This is a genomic window from Halorientalis regularis, from assembly GCF_023698535.1.
Lineage (GTDB): Archaea > Halobacteriota > Halobacteria > Halobacteriales > Haloarculaceae > Halorientalis > Halorientalis regularis.
This window is the reverse complement of sequence record NZ_JALJCL010000005.1, coordinates 59,648-76,545: the sequence shown is the minus strand read 5'-3', so window position 1 is coordinate 76,545 and position 16,898 is coordinate 59,648. Positions and strand designations below refer to the sequence as shown.

The window sequence follows — 16,898 nt, the reverse complement described above, 5'->3', positions numbered from 1 at the left end:
ACGTCGGCGACCGACGGGGTCTCCCGCGAGGGTCGCGTGACCGCGAGAGTCTGTGAACGTTTTATACCTCGCCACATATGCGACAGTATGGCCACAGATACGGAGACGAACACCCTCGTCGCGTTCGTCCGTGAGCGAGCGGTCCTCATCGCCCTCGGGCTCTTCGTCGCCCTTCTCGTTGCCGATCTGTTCCGCAAACTCGGGACGGGCGCGCTCACGGCCGCGAGTCTCGCCGGATTCGTCAAGGATGGCACCGTTCTCGGGTTGTCGCTCGGTCTCGCGGGGATCGGGCTGGCGATGACCTACAGCATTCTCAACTTCGCCAACTTCGCACACGGTGACTACATCACCGTCGGTGGCGTGGTCGGCTGGATCACTGCGTTTCTCGTCACCGGACTGGGTTCGTTCGAGGCCCAACCACTCGTGCTGTTGCGGGCGTCGTCGCGGACGCTCGGCATCAGCGTCACGACGGCTCCCGTCGCGATCTTTCTCGGCCTCGTCGTCTCGGTGGTGGTGACCGCCGGGCTCGCGCTCCTGATCGACCGGATCGTCTTCCGGCCGATGCGGGGCCAGCGGGGGATCGCCCTGCTGATCGCGAGCGTCGGCGTCGCGCTCGCGGTCCGCTATCTGCTCGTGTTCACGCTCCAGACCGGGCCACGCGGACTGACCGCCGGCCAGGCCACGCCCTCGTGGGACCTCCCCGTCGGCGGCGGATCGGTGACGATCACCGCACACGAGGCGACGCTGGCCGTGCTGGCGGTGGCGCTGATGATCGGCACGCACGTCCTCCTGCGGTACACCACGTTCGGCACCGCCATGCGCGCCATGGCCGACAACGAGGACCTCGCACAGGTCAGCGGCATTCCGACCGAACGCGTGATCCGCACGACCTGGCTGCTGGGTGCCGGGCTGACGGGCGCGGCCGGGTTCCTGATCGCGCTCGAACGCGGTGCCCTCACCATGAGCTTCGGCTGGCAACTCCTCTTGCTCGTGTTCGCGGCGGTCATCCTCGGCGGCATCGGCTCCGTCTACGGCGCGATGGTCGGTGGGCTCGTGATCGGGCTCGCGAGCCGGCTCTCGCTCGTGTGGCTCCCCGAGAGTTTCATCATCGCGGCGGCGTTCGTCGTGATGATCGTCATGTTGCTGGTTCGGCCCCAGGGTCTGCTCGGGGGGGTGACGACCGTATGAGCGCCCGGGTCGACGACGGCATGGCCGCCGTCTCGGAGTGGTTCGACGGCCGGAGCGACGCCGCACTCTTGCTGGTGCTGGCCGTCGGACTATACGCACTGTTCACGGGCGTCTCGCTCGTGCTGGGATACGATCTCGGCGGGATCGTCAACACGCTCCGCCGGATCACGTTCCTCTCGGCTATCTACGCGATGCTCGTGCTGGCGTTGAACCTCCAGTGGGGGTACACGGGCCTGTTCAACCTCGGCGTCGCCGGCTTCATGGCCGTCGGCGTCTACACGATGGGGATGCTCAGCACCGCACCCACCACCAACCCGCCGGGGCTGGGTCTCCCCCTTCCCATCGGCATCCTCGGCGGCGTCATCGCCGCCGCACTGGTCGGGGCAGTCGCCTCGTTGCCGGCCCTGCGCCTGCGCGGTGACTACCTGGCTATCGTCACGCTCGCGTTCTCCGAGATCGTCCGGCTGACCTACCGGTCGCCGGTGTTCGAGACCTTCTCGGTCGCCGGGCTGTCGCTCGGGACCGGCGGCTCGACGGGGATGTCTCTGCCCACCAACCCGATCCGGATACTGTTCTACGAGAACTCACAGGAGGTCACGTCGCCGCCCTCGGCCTTCGGCGAGGCGGTGTTCGGGACCTTCGAGGCCATTGGCGTCCGCGCCCCGGTCGTCGAGGGGACGGCGTACGCCATCGTCCTCCTGTTCGTCGTCGCCGGCGTGTACGCGCTGTTGCGCCGCGTCGGCAACTCGCCGTTCGGGCGCGTGCTGAAGGCTATCCGCGAGGACGAGACGGTCGCGGGTGCCCTCGGGAAGGACACCCGCCTGTTCAAGGTGAAGGTGTTCGCGCTGGGCTGTGGACTGATGGGACTGGCGGCCATCCTCTGGCGGATCGGCGGCCTCGCCTCGACGGCGGACTTCCGGCCGATCACGACCTTCTACGTGTTCGTCGCGCTCATCATCGGCGGGGCCGGGTCCAACACCGGGAGCGTGGTTGGCGGCGCGGTGTTCGCGAGCCTGCTGTTCGAGGGGCCGAACTTCGTCCGCCGGGTCGTCACGCAGTACGTCGACATCGGCATCGGCCAGACGCCCAGCACCATCTTCGAGGCCGTGGGCCCGCTGGCGTCGCTGGACGTGACGCCCCTGCTCGCGTACACCATCTCGGACGTGAACGTCTCGGCGCTCCGCCTCGTCTTGCTCGGCGTCGTCCTCATCTACCTCATCCAGAACCGCCCGGAAGGCCTGCTCGGCCACCGGACCGAGACGGCCGCGAGCGTCGATCTCAGCGAGCGGCCCGGAGGTGAGGATCGATGACGACCACCGCGCCCGACAGCGATGACGCGCCTGCCGACGAATCGGCCGCGACGACCGACGCGGACGCCGACGCCCCGCTCTTGCAGGTCCGCGAACTCGAGAAGTCCTTCGGCGGGATCACGGCCGTCGACGGCGCGACCTTCGAGGTCGAACGGGGCACGATCACCGGCCTGATCGGGCCCAACGGCGCGGGCAAGTCCACCACCTTCGACCTCGTCACGGGCGTGCAGACGCCCGACAGCGGGCAGGTGGTCTTCGACGGGACCGACATCACGGGGTGGCGACCCCACCAGGCGGCTAACCGCGGCCTCGTCCGGACCTTTCAGATCGCCCGCGAACTCGACGAGATGACGGTCCTGGAGAACGCGATGCTCGCGCCGCGGGGCCAGGTCGGCGAGAACCTCTGGCGGGCGGTCCTCCCCGGTGTCCGGAAAGAGGTCGTCCGGCAGGAGGAGCAACTGCGCGAGCAGGCCTGGGAGACCCTGGAGTTTCTCGAACTCGACCACCTCGCCGAGGAGTACGCCGGCGCGCTCTCGGGCGGCCAGCGCAAACTCCTTGAATTGGCCCGGGTCCTGATGATCGAACCCGAGATGATCCTGCTCGACGAGCCACTGGCCGGCGTCAACCCGACGCTCGAAGAGAAACTCCTCGACCGGCTCCACTCGCTACGGGACGACGGCTACACCTTCCTCCTGGTCGAACACGACATGGACGTCATCATGAACCACTGTGAGCCGGTGATCGTGCTTCACCAGGGCGAGGTGCTGGTCGAGGGGTCGCCCGAGCAGGTCAAAAACGACGACCGTGTGCTGGAGGCGTACCTCGGAGGTGAGGTCTGATGGCGTTGCTGGAGATCCGCGATCTGGACGCCGGCTACGGCGACCTGCAGATCCTCGACGGCGTCGACATGGACGTGGGCAGCGAGGCGTACGTCGCCATTGTCGGCCCCAACGGCGCCGGCAAATCCACCGTGATGAAGTCCGTCTTCGGGCTGACCACCTACATGGGGGGCTCCATCGAGTTCGACGGCGAGGAGATCAGCGGGCTGGGCCCCTCAGAGATCATCACGCGCGGGCTGAGTTACGTCCCGCAGAGCGACAACGTGTTCGCCGGGCTGACGGTGCGGGAGAACCTGGAGATGGGGGCCTACACCCTCGACGGCGTCCCCGAGTCCCGGGTCGAAGCGGTGTTTGAGCGCTTCCCCATCCTCGAAGAGCGCCAGGGCCAGCGGGCCGGGTCGCTCTCGGGCGGCCAACAGCAGATGCTCGCGATGGGGCGGGCGCTGATGCTCGACCCCGATCTGCTCTTGCTCGACGAACCCAGCGCGGGGCTGGCTCCGGACCTGGTCGCGGAGATGTTCGACCGGATCGACGAGATCAACGAGGCGGGGACCGCGGTGCTGATGGTCGAGCAAAACGCGAAGGAGGCCCTCCGTCGGTGTGATCGCGGGTACGTACTGGTGCAGGGACAGAACCGCCACGAGGACACCGGCAGGGCCCTGCTCGACGACGAGCGGGTCCGTGCGGACTTCCTCGGCGGCTAATCAGGGCGTGATCGTCTCGACCGTCTCCACGCCGGAGTCGGTGAACTCGAAGTACTCGTAGGTGGCCGCCGCCAGGTCGCCCGCCTCGTCGAACGCCACCGGCCCGGAGACGCCCTGGTAGTTGACGGCGTCGCCGTTGGCGGCCATCTCGATGCCCTCGACGAGGTTGCCCGGCGTGACCTCCTGGCCGTCGCCCTGTGCGACCGTGCGCATGTTGTCCCGGACCGCAGCGCCGGCATTCTCGCCGGCGGCGGCGTTGGCGAGTACCAGCACGGCCGCGGCGTCGTAGGACTGCCGCGTGAACGGTTTCCCCGACGGATCCGCGTCGTAGACCTGCTGGTACTGCTCCGTGAAGAACTCCACGCCGGGGCCTTCACCGAGCGGCGCGGTCCCGGTGACGTTGTCCATGCTGCGCCCGACGTTGGCCGGGAGATCACCCGACTGGAGCCCGTCCGAGACGAGGATGTCCCGGTCGGCGCTGTAGTCGTTGTAGTAGTCCCGGAAGATCGTGACCCCGCTCCCGGGGTAGCCGACGACCAGCAACACGTCGGGATCGTCGCTCAGCGCTTCGCTCAACTGCGAACTGTAGGAGTTCTGCCCCTCCGAGTACGACACCGACGCGGTGACGGTCCCACCGAACTCGTTCTCGAAGGAGTCCACGAACCCGGCCGAGAGCCCGTTCCCGTACGCGTTGTTGAGATACAGCGTCGCCGCGCTGCTGTGGCCCTGCCGCTCCGAGGCGATCCGGGCCAGGACCTGCCCCTGGAGGGCGTCGGTCGGCGGCGTCCGGAAGAAGTAGTCGTTGTCCTCGAGCGTCGTGAAGTCCGGCGCGGTACTGGCCGGCGAACACATCGTGATTCCGTTGGGAATCGCGACCTGGTTGGCCACCTGCAGGCTGACCTCGGAACTGAGCGCCCCACAGATCATCGGATAGCCGGCGTTGACCAGCGCGTTCCCGCCGCTGACACCCTGGCTCGCGGCCGTGGCCGTGTCCTCGAACTGCACGTCGACCTCGAAGTCGGTGTCGGCGTCGTTGACCTGCTGGGGCACCAGCTGGGCCGCGTTGCGGATCGGCGGCCCCAGGTTGCTCAGCCCACCGGTGACGCCCATCAACAGCCCCATCTTGATCGTGCGTCCACTCCCGCCGCCGTCGCCACCCGTACACCCCGCCAGGCCGGCGACACCGGCCCCTGCGATTCCTCCGAGTACCTGCCGTCTCCGTATTCGCCGTACCATATATGGTACGTGTTTCACTCTCACAATATAAATACTCCCGTGTCACTCGCTCACAATATCCGGTCGAACAGCCCCCGGTAGCCCCGACGGTTCAGTCCGTCACCGGGACCGGGGTCGCGTCGGCGAGGTCGGCCAGCCGTTCGGGATCGACGGGGAACACCGTCTGTGGCGTCCCGGCGGCCGCCCACACCTCGTCGTGGTCGAGCAGTGTCTCGTCGATGTAACTCCGGATCTCCGAGTCGTGACAGAACGGCGGGACGCCGCCAATCCCGTAGCCCGTCGCGTCCCGGACCAGGTCGGGATCGGCCATCGCCACCTCCTCGGCACCGATCTCGTCGGCCAGATGGGCCTCGTCCACGCGGTTGGCCCCGCTGGTGACGACTATAATCGGCTCGTCGTCGGCGGCGAACACGAGGCCGCTGGCGATCTGTGCCACCTCGCAGCCGACCACCTCGGCCGCGTCCGCAGCCGTCTTGGTCCCCTCGTCAAACTCGTGGACGTCGATTGCGATACCGTAGCGGTCGGCGGCCGTCTCGGCGAACTCCTCGGCTCGGGGATGCATACCCCCGCTGAGGTGTGGGGGGCTGAAAATTCTGCTGGCGTCGAGAGAGTGTCAGAAGTTGCACCGCGGTACGTTCCGAGGTACGTGTCGACCGTCGATTCCATCACGTCAATCTCGCTCTGAAATTCGTCAGGCCTGGCGCTGGCTGGCATTTGCCTGCACCAGCATCCGCGGCGCTTCGCGCCGCGGTTCACTTCACGCGAGCGTAGCGAGCGTGGAGGTCTTTTTCGCCCACGTTTTTCGTGGAGTGGTGCGCCGCAGGCGCACCCGACGCAAAAATGGTGGACGGGCACGGTGGGATTTTCACCCGATGCCAGACCTCGCTTCGCTCGGTCTGCCGTGGTTCAAATCCGGTGCCGTTACTGCTCACTGTCGTTCGCAGATAACGGGCACGGTGGGATTCGAACCCACGACCATCGGATGGCTTCCACCGGCAGATGACTGCAGGTGATAGAAGTCCGACGCTCTAGTCCGGACTGAGCTACGTGCCCTCGGGTTGGACTGTACCGTGAGGGACAAAAAGAACCTCGGTTTCGGGGACCGGTTTCGACCGCCACGGCCAGTCACAGCCCTTAAGCGCGCCTCGGGACTACCGGCTGGTAATGACCGTTATCGGGACAGTCGGCCTCCCGGGCAGTGGGAAAGGCGAGGCGGCGGAGGTCGCCCGCGAGCTGGGCGTGCCGGTCGTGACGATGGGCGACGTGATCCGCCGGGAGTGCCGGGACCGCGGGCTGGACCCGGCCAGCCACCACGGCGAGATCGCCCAGAAACTCCGCGATGAGAACGGGCCCGCGGCCATCGCCGAGCGATCCCTGCCGTTGATCGAGGAGCGACTGGCCGGTGAGGACACCGACACCGTCCTCGTGGACGGCCTCCGGTCGGACGTGGAACTGGCGGCCTTTCGCGACCGGTTCGGCGGGGAGTTCTATCTCGTGAGTATCGAAGCACCGTTCGAGGTGCGACGCGAGCGGATCACCGACCGCGGGCGCGACGACACCGAGGGCGGCGAGAGTCTGCGGGAGCGCGACGAACGCGAACTCGGGTTCGGGATGGGCGAGGCCATGGAGCGGGCCGACGTGACCATCGAGAACACCGACACGCTCGAACGGTTCCGCAAACAAATTCGGACGGTCTTCGACGAGGGACCGGAGGCGGTACGATGATCTACAGCGTCGACGTGCAAATCACCGCGCCGGTCAACGACACGGAGGTCACCGACCGGGTGGCCGACGCCATCCGCAACCTCTTCCCGGACGCCGAGATCGAGGAGCGACCGGGCGAGTTGCTGGCCGAGACCCACAGTCTGGAGACGCTCTCGGAGGCGCTCCACCGCCAGGAGATCCTCGACGCCGCCCGCAAGGTCTGCTTCGAGAACCGGCAGGGCGACACGTTCAGCTTCGATCTGAAGAAACAGCCGGCCTTCGAGGGCGTGGTCACCTTCGCGGTGGGGAACCCGAGCGAACTCGGCGACCTCCACGTCCGGGTGCGGGTCGAGGAGCCGTCCGTCGAGGAGTACATCGACCACGTCGCGCCGGCGACCGAGGAGGGGCGACCGGTCCAGTCCGACGACCGATGACGGGTGCGATCTTCTTCGCGGTCGACGGCACGCTGCTCTCCCACACCGCCGACCGGGAGACCGTCGTCGAGCGCGGACTCGAAACGGTCCTCGGGGAGGCCGACCCGGAACTCGTCGAGACGTACCTCGACACGCTCGACGAGCGGCGGGCGGCGCTCGATTCCGGGGCCGAGCGGGCGGGCGCGGAGGCGGTCGCGGCGGCGGTCGACGGCGAGGTCGCGCCGGACGAACTCACCGACGCGCTCCGCGAGGCCGAGATCGAGGCGACGACGGTGCCCGAGGCCGCGCCGTCGGCGCTGGCGGCGCTCGCCGAGACCGAGCACCTCGCGATCCTCACGAACGGGAGTCGTGACCGACAGATGGCCAAACTGGCGGCCCACGACCTCGATGGCCTCTTCGAGACGGTCGTGACCGCGCCCGGGGCCGGTGCGGCGAAACCCGATCCGGCGATCTACGAGTACGCCCGCGAGCAGGTCGACGCCGACGAGTACGTGATGGTCGGTGACGACTACGAGGGCGACGTCGAGGCCGCACGCGAGGCGGGGTTCGTTCCGATCCACTACGAGGACGACGGCCCCAGTCTCTGGGGGGCGCTGGACGCCCTAGTCTAGCCCGCTGACGAAGATGGCGACCCACTGACCCAGATCCTGTCGGTGGGTGACTTCCACGCGCTCGACCCACTTGACCCACTGGAAGCCGCGGCGGCCGGGCGCGACGAGTCGGAGCGGGAACCCGTGGCCGTGCGCGAGCGGGTCGCCGTCGACGCGGGTCGCCAGCAGCGCGTTCTGGGCCTCCTCGATGGGCAGGCTCCAGTAGTAACCCGTGACGGAGCGAAAGCGGACCCAGGCGGCGTCGTCGGCCGGCTCCACTCGATCCAGCAGGTCGCCGACGCGGACGCCCGCCCAGTCGTGTTCGGAGTACCAGCCGCTGGTGCAGTCCAGGACGGCCCGCTCGCTGGTCGCGCCGACGGGGGTGTCAGCGGCCGATCCGTCGCGTTGGCGCGGTGCCGACCGGGAGTCGGGGGGGAGGGCGTCGAAATCGAGTTCGAGGGGTGTCGCGACCGCGCCGGCGACGGTCAGGGTCCAGGCGTCGGGGTCGATGGGATCGGGGTCGTCGGCGACCCAGCTGGTGACCGGGAAGGCGTTGCCGTCGTCGCTCCCGTCCTCCTTGGAGCCGGTGAACCGGCGGTCCCGACCGGGGAGCGAGAGGGCGTCGCCGGCGACCTGCTGGGCCTTCCAGGAGAGCGCGCCGAAGCCCAGCAGGGCCCCGTACTGGAGGGTCGTCCGTCGTCGATCTATCCCCGCGGTCGAGGGGAGCCGGAACCGGTGGCGCAGGTGCCACAGCAAGACGGGGACGACGAGCGTGCCCAGGACCATGTGGAGAAAGAGGAGCGGCCAGCCGGCGATCCGGACGGGCCCCGACAGCGCCCAGTAGATGCCGGTCCCGAGAGTCGCCAAGGCGAGCGTGCCGAGCAGGATCGAGACCGGAGTGCCGTCGTCCCACAGATCGCGGTCGGTGACGCGGCGACGGACGCGGCGGAACTTCCAGCCCAGCAGGGCGACCAGCGTGAAGCCAGCCAGCGCGTGGAGGGTGAACAGCCACGCGCCCGAGGGCTGGCCGACGGTGAGACTCACCAGTCCCGACCCGACCTCGAACGCGACCAGCGCGAGGATCGACCAGTCGACCAGGCTCGGCGGCGGTGCCAGGCGGGCGAGCACGCCCATACCCCCACTCGGGGCTGGACGGGCTTGGATGCTCGGACGGGTCGGTGGCGGCTCAGTACGCCTGCCGCGCCATCACGGTCTCGTTCGCGGCCCGCACGGTCACGGTGTCGCCGCCGTTGTTCCAGACCGGACTCCCCTGACCCCAGTACAGCGTCGTCGCCGAGTCGGTCCCGCTCCCGGTCCGGAGCGTGAGTCGTGCGCCGGGGTCGAGCGTCGTCCCATCGGGGAACCGGAACCGGTGGTCGGCCGCGTCGGCGACGGTCCATCCCGAGAGGTCCAGCGCCGTCTCGCCGCGGTTCTCGAAGCGCACGTACTCGTCGTTCAGGTTCTCGCGGTCGTCGCCGGCGGCGTCTGCGTGGATCTCGGTGATCGCGAGCGCGCCCGTGACCGTGCCGCCGTCCGCGGCGACGGTGCCGTCGCCCGTTCCGGTCGCCGTCGGCGGGTCCTCGGTCGCGCAGGTCCAGAGTCCAGTGCCGTCGGCACGCGCTCGCTGTTCGGCGGCGTCGAAGGCCTCCCGTTCGGTGAACTGGCTGTCGTAGACGCGGGCGTGGCCCTCGGTGAGCAGCCAGTAGTTGACGTTCTCACCGTCCTGGTAGAGATAGCCCAGCAGGCGGCCGTAGTAGCCCCGGCGGTCGCTCTCGGCGTCGACACCGAGCGTGATGGTCTCGCCCAGCAGGCGCTGGGTCATCGCGCGGGTGGCGTCGTGGCCGGCCTCGGCGAGACACGCCCGGCCGGCTGCGGTCTCGGGGACGCCCTCGAACTCGGCGGCGTCGTTCTCGCCGCCCGTCTCGGGCGTGTCGACGCCGAGCAGGCGGACGGTGTCTTGCGTGCCGTTCCGGTAGCGGACCGTCACGGTGTCGCCGTCGACCACGGCCGTGACGGTCACCGCGTAGCTGTTCGCCAGGTCGGCGTCCGCGGGTGGTGCGGGCGTCCCCGGCGCGTTCGAGCCGTCCGGCGAGACTCCGAGACAGCCGCTCGCGGCGACGAGGACCACGAGGGCGACGACGGCACGGTCCATACGTCGCCTGTGGGGGCCAGCTACTTGAGCGGCGAGGCCGACCGGTGGTGGGGTGACCCCAAGGCACAGAGAATCCGGCCCCGGAGGTGTCACCGAATGCTCGTCCCCGTCACCATCCGCGAGGTAATGAACCCCACAGTCGAGACGATCAGTCCGGACCTCGACGCCGCCGCCGTCGCCGAACTGCTCCACGGGAAGGATATCGGCTCGGCGGTCGTCGTCGAGGATGGCGACCCCGTCGGCATCGTCACTGAATTGGACGTGGTCGGACTGGTGGCCGAGGGGTACGACGCTGGGACGGTGACCGCCGCCGACTGCATGTCCGGTCCGGTCGTCACCGTCGACGCCGACGACTCCATCGAGACGGCCGTCGACCGCTTCCGCGAGCACACGATCAAGAAACTCCCAGTCCTCGACAACAGCGAGGCGCGAAGCGCCTCTGGTAGCCGGACGCAGTCCGGCGACGGCGACCTCGTTGGCATCGTCACGACGACCGACATCTCCTACTACCTGCCTCAGCTCAGCCGGCGAACGAAAGCCAGCGGTGGCTCGACGGCCGACCACCACCACCGCGACCGCGTCGACACCGCCTACGAGCGCGACGAGTGGGAGTTCGAGAGCCTCGGCCCCCACGACGACCGCATCGAGGTCGGTGACGTGGTGAAGTTCACCAAGACCCTCTCCCAGGGGGACGTGGCGGCCTTCGCCGAGGCCAGCGGCGACACCAACCGCCTCCACCTCGACCCCGACTACGCTCAGGGCACCCGCTTCGGCCACCCCATCGCCCACGGAACCCTCGTTGCCGGCGTCGTCAGCGCCGCGCTGGCCGCCTGCCCGGCCTCATCGTTCACCTCTCGCAGGACACCTCCTTCCTGGGCCCCGTCGACATCGGGAGCGAGGTCACCGCCGAGTGTGAAGTCGTCGAGGACCTCGGGAACGACCGCTACCGGCTGACCACCAGCGTCCACACCGACGGCGACGAGGTCATCGACGGTGAAGCCGTCGTCATCGCCGACCCGATCACCGACACGGCCTGACCGTCTTCAGCCGACACGCTTCTCCGACTTTCCGCCGATCCGTCTCCTGACTGCCGGAAACGCCCCGTCAGTTCCTCTCAGTTCGTTACCTCGTGCCGTGGGACGGCTCACCAAACCTATCAGATGCAAAGAATTAAGGTCGGCGGCAGTCCTTATACAATCATAATGTATTGCCCACAGTGCGGGACACGGATGGCTCTGAACGACGAGACGACGAAGTTGAACGAGTACGCCTGCAACACCTGCTACAACACCGAAATCGAGGCCAAGCAGCCGGTCGCCGGCCACGCACTCTGAGGCCTCCACTTTTCGGTTGTTTTCGGGTCCAGAGCTGCCGCGCTGTGCGTGACCCGATTCTCACACCGCCGACGGCGCGAGCAGGACGACGAGTGCCACGGCGATGAAGACGACTTTGAGTACCGTGTTGACGACGATCACTTTCGACCCGAACTCGCGACCCCAGATGCCGTACTGGAAGGGGATCGACCGCTTGAACGTCGAGACGGCGAAGGAGACGATCCCGCCCACGAGCATCGTCGCGACGGCCGCCCGCGCGGTGAACGTCCCGTTCTCGATCAGCGGCGCGACGAAGATCGCCCCGTTGGTCGTGTCCACGGCGTAGACTGCAACGGCCGGGATCGCCGCGCTCGGCAGACCGAGCGCTCCGGTGAGTGGTGCGACCGCGCCCGCGATGCCGAGCGCGTCCGGACTGCCGAAGAGGACGGTGACGAACTCCGCGTAGTAGGCCACCAGCGTCGCGACGACCAGGTAGACGACCAGCAGGCGCGGCACGATGTCCCGGACCTTCTCGACGGTGCTCTCGGCGGCGGCCCGGAGCTTGGCGCGGCGATCCTGCACCTCGCCGCCGTCCGCTTCCGCTCCCGCCGCCGCCTCGTCCACGTCGGCCTCCACGGTGGTGTCGACGTTTCGCTCCGAGAGCAAGAGTGCGCCCGCCAGAACACCGGTTGCGGTGATCGCGAGCGAGATCAGCGCCCGCGCCCCGACGTACATGAGGCCCACTCTCAGGCCGAGGATGGGGATCAATACGGGCGCATAGAACGTAAAGATGTGCTGGGCGAACCCGAAGAACGTGTTCATCGTGACGGCCACGAGCGTCGCCCGGTCGTCGAGCAGGCCGGCCTCCCGATACTCGGCGAGCATGCCGTATCCTGCGGTCGGGGAGGCCGTCGTCGCCAGAATCGCCGTCCCGACCTCCGGCGGGAGGTTCGCCGGCTGTGTCAGTGGTCGTGCAAAGCCCGCGATGTACTCGACCGCGCCGAACTCGACGGCGACGCTGGCCAGGCCGACCCCCAGGGCGATGAAGACCGTGATCGACGCCACGCGGACCAACACCTCCACCAGCAACGCCGTCGGCTCCGGTGCCATTTGGCGTCCCTTGGAATCTGGCGGTCAAAGCCCTGACTATCCTGCCTGCCACACCGCCCCTCACACCACGAGTCGCACGACGGTGAACAGCACCACGACGCCCAGCACGTCACAGACGTTCGTGACGACGGGAATCACCACGTCGTCGGGGTCCAGCCCGAACCGATAGGCGGCGTAGGTCGTCACCAGCGTCACGACCACTGCCAGCACCGCCAGCACTGCGCCGCTTCCGGACGCCACCAGCACGACGGTCCCGACGCTCAGTCTGGAGCCACCCACGAGCGTCTGGGCCAGCCACGCGCCGGCCCCGACCAGCGGGAACAGCGTCAGCGCCAGCCCGCACGTCGCGACGGCGTTGCCCAGCAGGTACTCGTCGTCCGGCTCGAAGGAGAGCAGGCCGAGGTGGACCACCGTCGAGAGCCGCGCCGCGAGGATGCTCCCGAGGTTTCCCGCCATCCCGATGGTAACGGGCACCAGCACCAGCAGGGAGGGGTACCTGAGGAGTGTGCCCTCGAAGGTATCGAGGACGAACCCGCTCGCCAGTTCGATGCCGGTGAGGACCAGCAGGATGGGGAGCATCGTGCGCATGATCGCGCCGGGGGACCAGCGCGTCTCCATCAGAGCCCACCCAGCCCGAGGACGATTCGCGTGGCGAGCAGGAGTGTGGCGACGCCGACCACGTCGCCGGTGGTCGTGACGACCGGCCCCGCGAGTGTGTCGGGGTTGTAGCCGCGGCGATACCCCAGGAAGACGACGCCGACGACCGCCGCCGTCAGCAGGAGGCCGGAGATCAGTCCGGCGATACCGGCGATCCCGAGGAGCGTGGTGACGGGTGCGACCCGCCGTCCCAGCACCGCGAGGACGACGAACGCCAGCACGGCCGCAAAGAGGCTCACGAGGACCCCGTTCGCCAGCGCCGCCGCGACCGCGTCCCGCAACCGCTCGTCGTCCAGGTTCAGCGTCGGCTCGATCAGCCCCTGGTGGAGCGCGGAGGCGAGCCGCGCGCCCAGCGATCCGTAGACGTTCCCGCGGGTCGCCAGCAGGGCGGGGACGAGCATCAGGAGACCGGGGACCGCCTGCAGTTCCGCCTCCATCCCGCCGAGGACGACGCCGGCGAACAGGCCACCGACCGCGCTCACGGCCAGCACCGGGAGCGCCTCGCGGTAGGCCTCGGCGGCGACCTCGCGGACGGTCATTGGCCGGCCCAACGAACCCCCGAGACAAAAACCCCGGTAGCCCGGCCGACTGCCGTGGTGCGTGTGGACAGGAATCACGACAGGCCCGAAAGACTGACGCGTCGGGGCCCCAACCACCGACCGTGACTGCCCCCCACGTGCTGTTGACGAACGACGACGGCATCGACGCCCCCGGGCTGGCGGCGCTGTACGAGGAACTGACGGGGGTCGCCGAGGTGACTGTCGTCGCACCGACGGACAACCAGAGCGGAACGGGCCGGACCCGGACTCACCGCACCACCCGTGAGGAGCACCCCTGGGGCTACGCTATCGACGGGACGCCCGCCGACTGCGTGGCCTACGGGATCGGTGGCCTCGACGCCGACTTCGACCTCGTCGTCGCCGGTTGTAACCACGGCCCCAACGCCGGCAACTACGTCGTCGGCCGCTCGGGGACTGTGGGTGCCTGCATCGAAGCCGCCTTCCTCGACGTGCCAGGCATCGCCATCTCCGCCTACCACGCCCAGGATTTCTTCGTCCACCCGCCCGAGGAGTACGACTTCGGCCGCCCCGCGAAGGTGGCTCGGGAACTGCTCGTCCGGAGCCAGAGCAGCCCGGTGTTCGAGGATGCCGACGTGTTGAACGTCAACGCGCCCGTCGACGTACCCGAGTCCGCGATGCGGCTCACCGAACCGCACCACGACTATGCGGTGGACGTGGAACACGAGGCCGCCGAGCGCGACGAGGTCGACATCGGCAAGCCACGCGACGGTGACATCGCCATCCGCGACGTGGTCTGGCCCAACACGGTCGGCTGGGAGAGTCCGTTCCCCGCCGACGAGGACCTCCGGGAGCGGTATCCGGTGGGGTCGGACCGCCGCGCCCTCGTCGAGGGTGAGGTCAGCGTCTCGCCGTTGACCGCGCCCGCCCTGTCCGTCGAGACCGGGTCGCTCCAGCAGGTGGTCGACGGCTACAACGACAGCGAGCGCGCCAGGGAGCGCGCCCACGAGGAACAGCGCCGCGACGACGGGGCCTGAGTCGCACCTTCCGGGCCGCGCCCCCACTCTTATACTGCCCGCCTCACGAGGGGGTTCCTTTACTGGACCGGAGCCGTTCCTGTCCGATAGCATGATACGACGGGTAGCGGGGACCAGTACAGAGTCACGACCGACCGCCACGGAGGGGCACTGACCGTGCGCGCCGCACGCTTCCACGGTCCCGACGAGGGGCTGGTCGTCGAGGAAGTCCCCCGGCCCGAACCCGGCCCGGGCGAGGTCCTGATCGACGTGTCGGCCTGCGGGCTCTGTCACTCCGATCTGCACCTGATGCACGGCGACCTGCCGATCCCGACGCCGCGGACGCTGGGCCACGAGGCCGCCGGCGAGGTCGCGGCGACCGGCCCCGGCGTCGACCACCTCGATCCGGGTACGAGCGCCGTCGTCTTCGGCGGCTGGGGGTGTGGTCACTGCGAGGTCTGCACCCGCGGCGACGACCAGCTCTGTAACGTGCTGGAGTGGGCCGGCATCGGGCAGGACGGCGCGCTCGCGGACTTCGTGGTCGTCCCCGACGCCAAATACGTCCTCCCGACCGAGATCGATCCGGTCGAGGCCGCGCCGCTGACCGACGCCGCGCTCACCCCATACCGCGCGGTCCAGCGCGCCCGTGATCACCTCGCGCCGACCGACACGCTCCTGATCGTGGGAATCGGCGGCCTCGGTCAGTTCGGCGTCCAGTTCGCCGCCATGACCGGCGCGCAGGTCGTCGCCGCCGACCAGGACGCCGAGAAACTCGCGCTCGCCGAGGACCTCGGCGCGGACGTGACCATCGACGTGACCCAGGAGTCCATCCAGAGCGCCGTGCGGCGCGTCACCGACGACGGGGCCGACGCCGCCATCGACTTCGTCGGCAAAGACGAGACCCTGCAGGCCTGCGGGAACGCGCTCGGCACGCAGGGCCGGCTCTACATCGTCGGCATCGGCGGTGGCTCCTTCGAGCTCTCCTTCAACCCGCTCGTGGGCAGCGAACTCGTCTGTACGAACGTCTTCTGGGGTAGTATCGACCAGCTCCGGGACGTGCTGGATCTGGCCGAGGCGGGCCGGCTGGACGTGGGCGTCGAACCCGTCGGCTTCGCGGATCTGGTCGGGACCTACGACCGACTGGAGGACGGCGACGTGGACCGGCGGGCCGTTCTCGTGCCGGAGTGACCGAAATTAAGTCCCTGGCGGCCCAACGACGCGTATGGCCGAGACGAACGTCGGCGGCATCGACCGGACGGGGCGCGCACTGTTGGCGGTCGTCCTGACGGTCGTCGCCGTCGCCACGCTTCGGACGGGGAACCGAACCACTGGACTGCTCGCGGGGATCGGCGCGCTCGCGTTCGGATTCAACGCCGTGACCTGTTTCTGTGGCCTGAACGCGGCACTCGGGATCGATACGTCCGAGGAATAGGGTAGAGGTGAGGTCGGTACATTCTTCCGCGTCGGTCCCGCACGTCCCGAACATGACCGAGTTTACCATCAGTGGTCGATGGCAGGCCCGCGATGGATGGGAATCGTTCGAGAAGACTATCGAAGCCGAGAACGAGGACGTTGCGGTCGAACACACCTTCGCCGAGTTCGGCTCCAAGCACGGCCTGAAGCGCACACAGGTCGAAGTCAGTGAGGTGGCCCAATGAGCCTCGGTGGCGGCGGTGGCGGCGGCCAGCTCCAGCAGCTCGCCGAAGAGATCCAGGCCCTCGAAGAAGAGAAAGAGTCCCTCGAAGCCGAGATCGAGGAGCTGCAGGCCGAACAGACCGAGATCGACGAGGCCATCGAGGCCATTCAAACGCTGGAAACGGGCGAGACGGTGCAGGTGCCCCTCGGCGGCGACGCGTACGTCCGCGCCGAGATCCAGGACATCGACGAAATCATCGTCTCGCTGGGCGGCGGGTACGCGGCCGAGCGCGGCCAGAACGACGCCGTCGATACCCTGGAGAACAAGAAAGACACCCTCGACGACCGGATCGAAGACATCCGCGAGGAGATCAGCGAGGTCGAGGCCGAGAGCGACGAACTCGAGGAGAAGGCCCAGCAGATGCAACAACAGCAGATGCAACAGCAGATGGCCCAGATGCAAGAGCAGGAAGGCAACGACGAGTAAGGGGC

20 protein-coding genes and 1 tRNA gene are annotated in these 16,898 nt (G+C 68.6%); 13 read left to right on the top strand and 8 right to left on the bottom strand.

Translation table 11 applies throughout. The features are described from left to right. The first annotated feature begins 87 nt into the window (after positions 1–87). Genes MU521_RS07780 through MU521_RS07765 form a run of 4 tightly spaced genes read left to right on the top strand, consistent with a single transcriptional unit; the run spans position 88 to position 4,041 of the window. Entirely contained in the window at positions 88–1,188 is a 1,101-nt protein-coding gene (locus MU521_RS07780) for a branched-chain amino acid ABC transporter permease (protein ID WP_092690601.1), read from the top strand. Next, a complete protein-coding gene (locus MU521_RS07775; RefSeq protein WP_245681158.1) occupies positions 1,185–2,498 on the top strand; it encodes a branched-chain amino acid ABC transporter permease in 1,314 nt (437 codons plus the stop codon). Before MU521_RS07780 ends, MU521_RS07775 begins: the two co-directional genes overlap by 4 nt. Next, the gene (locus MU521_RS07770) at positions 2,495–3,337 is read left to right on the top strand and encodes an ABC transporter ATP-binding protein (protein WP_092690603.1); all 843 of its coding nucleotides are present in this window, start codon (positions 2,495–2,497) and stop codon (positions 3,335–3,337) included. Before MU521_RS07775 ends, MU521_RS07770 begins: the two co-directional genes overlap by 4 nt. Continuing rightward, positions 3,337–4,041, top strand: coding sequence for an ABC transporter ATP-binding protein (locus tag MU521_RS07765; RefSeq protein WP_092690606.1), 705 nt, complete (start codon positions 3,337–3,339; stop codon positions 4,039–4,041). The genes MU521_RS07770 and MU521_RS07765 overlap by 1 nt, the downstream gene beginning before the upstream one ends. On the opposite strand, the gene MU521_RS07760 is transcribed toward MU521_RS07765, so the two are convergent. The 3 genes from MU521_RS07760 to MU521_RS07750 all read right to left on the bottom strand — a co-directional run bounded on the left by MU521_RS07760 (position 4,042) and on the right by MU521_RS07750 (position 6,330). After that, positions 4,042–5,277 (bottom strand): ABC transporter substrate-binding protein, encoded by a 1,236-nt coding sequence (locus tag MU521_RS07760; RefSeq protein WP_092690609.1) that lies wholly within the window; start codon positions 5,275–5,277, stop codon positions 4,042–4,044. A gap of 91 nt (positions 5,278–5,368) precedes the next feature. After that, complete coding sequence (locus MU521_RS07755; protein WP_092690611.1) at positions 5,369–5,839, bottom strand: YbaK/EbsC family protein; 471 nt, start codon at positions 5,837–5,839, stop codon at positions 5,369–5,371. A gap of 386 nt (positions 5,840–6,225) precedes the next feature. Beyond that, positions 6,226–6,330 (bottom strand) — tRNA-Arg (locus MU521_RS07750). Positions 6,331–6,441: 111 nt separating this feature from the next. Here MU521_RS07750 and MU521_RS07745 point away from each other — a divergent pair. Genes MU521_RS07745 through MU521_RS07735 form a run of 3 tightly spaced genes read left to right on the top strand, consistent with a single transcriptional unit; the run spans position 6,442 to position 8,026 of the window. Next, the gene (locus MU521_RS07745) at positions 6,442–7,002 is read left to right on the top strand and encodes an AAA family ATPase (RefSeq protein ID WP_092690614.1); all 561 of its coding nucleotides are present in this window, start codon (positions 6,442–6,444) and stop codon (positions 7,000–7,002) included. Then, positions 6,999–7,415 (top strand): RNA-binding domain-containing protein, encoded by a 417-nt coding sequence (locus MU521_RS07740; protein ID WP_092690616.1) that lies wholly within the window; start codon positions 6,999–7,001, stop codon positions 7,413–7,415. Before MU521_RS07745 ends, MU521_RS07740 begins: the two co-directional genes overlap by 4 nt. Next, on the top strand, positions 7,412–8,026 hold the full coding sequence (locus tag MU521_RS07735) for an HAD family hydrolase (RefSeq protein ID WP_092690618.1): 615 nt from the start codon (positions 7,412–7,414) through the stop codon (positions 8,024–8,026). The genes MU521_RS07740 and MU521_RS07735 overlap by 4 nt, the downstream gene beginning before the upstream one ends. On the opposite strand, the gene MU521_RS07730 is transcribed toward MU521_RS07735, so the two are convergent. Both MU521_RS07730 and MU521_RS07725 read right to left on the bottom strand, forming a co-directional pair. Continuing rightward, positions 8,018–9,139: a molybdopterin-dependent oxidoreductase gene (locus MU521_RS07730; protein WP_092690621.1), complete on the bottom strand. Its 1,122-nt coding sequence runs from the start codon at positions 9,137–9,139 to the stop codon at positions 8,018–8,020. The two genes, MU521_RS07735 and MU521_RS07730, sit on opposite strands and share 9 nt — an antisense overlap. Positions 9,140–9,191: 52 nt before the next feature. Beyond that, complete coding sequence (locus tag MU521_RS07725; protein WP_092690623.1) at positions 9,192–10,157, bottom strand: lamin tail domain-containing protein; 966 nt, start codon at positions 10,155–10,157, stop codon at positions 9,192–9,194. A 96-nt stretch (positions 10,158–10,253) separates the two neighbouring features. Between MU521_RS07725 and MU521_RS21615 the strand changes: the two genes are divergently transcribed. Next, on the top strand, positions 10,254–11,111 hold the full coding sequence (locus tag MU521_RS21615) for a CBS domain-containing protein (protein ID WP_349356956.1): 858 nt from the start codon (positions 10,254–10,256) through the stop codon (positions 11,109–11,111). Between the two features lie 440 nt (positions 11,112–11,551). On the opposite strand, the gene MU521_RS07710 is transcribed toward MU521_RS21615, so the two are convergent. From MU521_RS07710 to MU521_RS07700, 3 genes are read right to left on the bottom strand one after another with little or no spacing between them, the layout of a single operon-like run. Next, positions 11,552–12,580, bottom strand: a complete 1,029-nt coding sequence (locus MU521_RS07710) for a nucleoside recognition domain-containing protein (protein WP_092690625.1) — start codon at positions 12,578–12,580, stop codon at positions 11,552–11,554. A gap of 60 nt (positions 12,581–12,640) precedes the next feature. Then, positions 12,641–13,198: a magnesium transporter gene (locus MU521_RS07705; RefSeq protein WP_092690628.1), complete on the bottom strand. Its 558-nt coding sequence runs from the start codon at positions 13,196–13,198 to the stop codon at positions 12,641–12,643. After that, positions 13,198–13,776 (bottom strand): magnesium transporter, encoded by a 579-nt coding sequence (locus MU521_RS07700; protein ID WP_092690630.1) that lies wholly within the window; start codon positions 13,774–13,776, stop codon positions 13,198–13,200. The genes MU521_RS07705 and MU521_RS07700 overlap by 1 nt, the downstream gene beginning before the upstream one ends. Positions 13,777–13,898: 122 nt before the next feature. Here MU521_RS07700 and surE point away from each other — a divergent pair, with 122 nt between their 5' ends. From surE to pfdA, 5 genes are all read left to right on the top strand, one after another. Beyond that, positions 13,899–14,792, top strand: coding sequence for a 5'/3'-nucleotidase SurE (gene surE / locus MU521_RS07695; RefSeq protein WP_092690633.1), 894 nt, complete (start codon positions 13,899–13,901; stop codon positions 14,790–14,792). Between the two features lie 156 nt (positions 14,793–14,948). Next, the gene (locus MU521_RS07690; protein ID WP_092690636.1) at positions 14,949–15,959 is read left to right on the top strand and encodes an NAD(P)-dependent alcohol dehydrogenase; all 1,011 of its coding nucleotides are present in this window, start codon (positions 14,949–14,951) and stop codon (positions 15,957–15,959) included. 34 nt (positions 15,960–15,993) lie between these two features. After that, entirely contained in the window at positions 15,994–16,203 is a 210-nt protein-coding gene (locus MU521_RS07685; RefSeq protein WP_092690639.1) for a YgaP-like transmembrane domain, read from the top strand. Positions 16,204–16,255: 52 nt separating this feature from the next. Beyond that, positions 16,256–16,429 (top strand): 50S ribosomal protein L18Ae, encoded by a 174-nt coding sequence (rpl18a, locus tag MU521_RS07680; protein ID WP_092690641.1) that lies wholly within the window; start codon positions 16,256–16,258, stop codon positions 16,427–16,429. Continuing rightward, a complete protein-coding gene (gene pfdA, locus MU521_RS07675) occupies positions 16,426–16,893 on the top strand; it encodes a prefoldin subunit alpha (RefSeq protein ID WP_092690644.1) in 468 nt (155 codons plus the stop codon). Before rpl18a ends, pfdA begins: the two co-directional genes overlap by 4 nt. Positions 16,894–16,898: the final 5 nt, after the last annotated feature.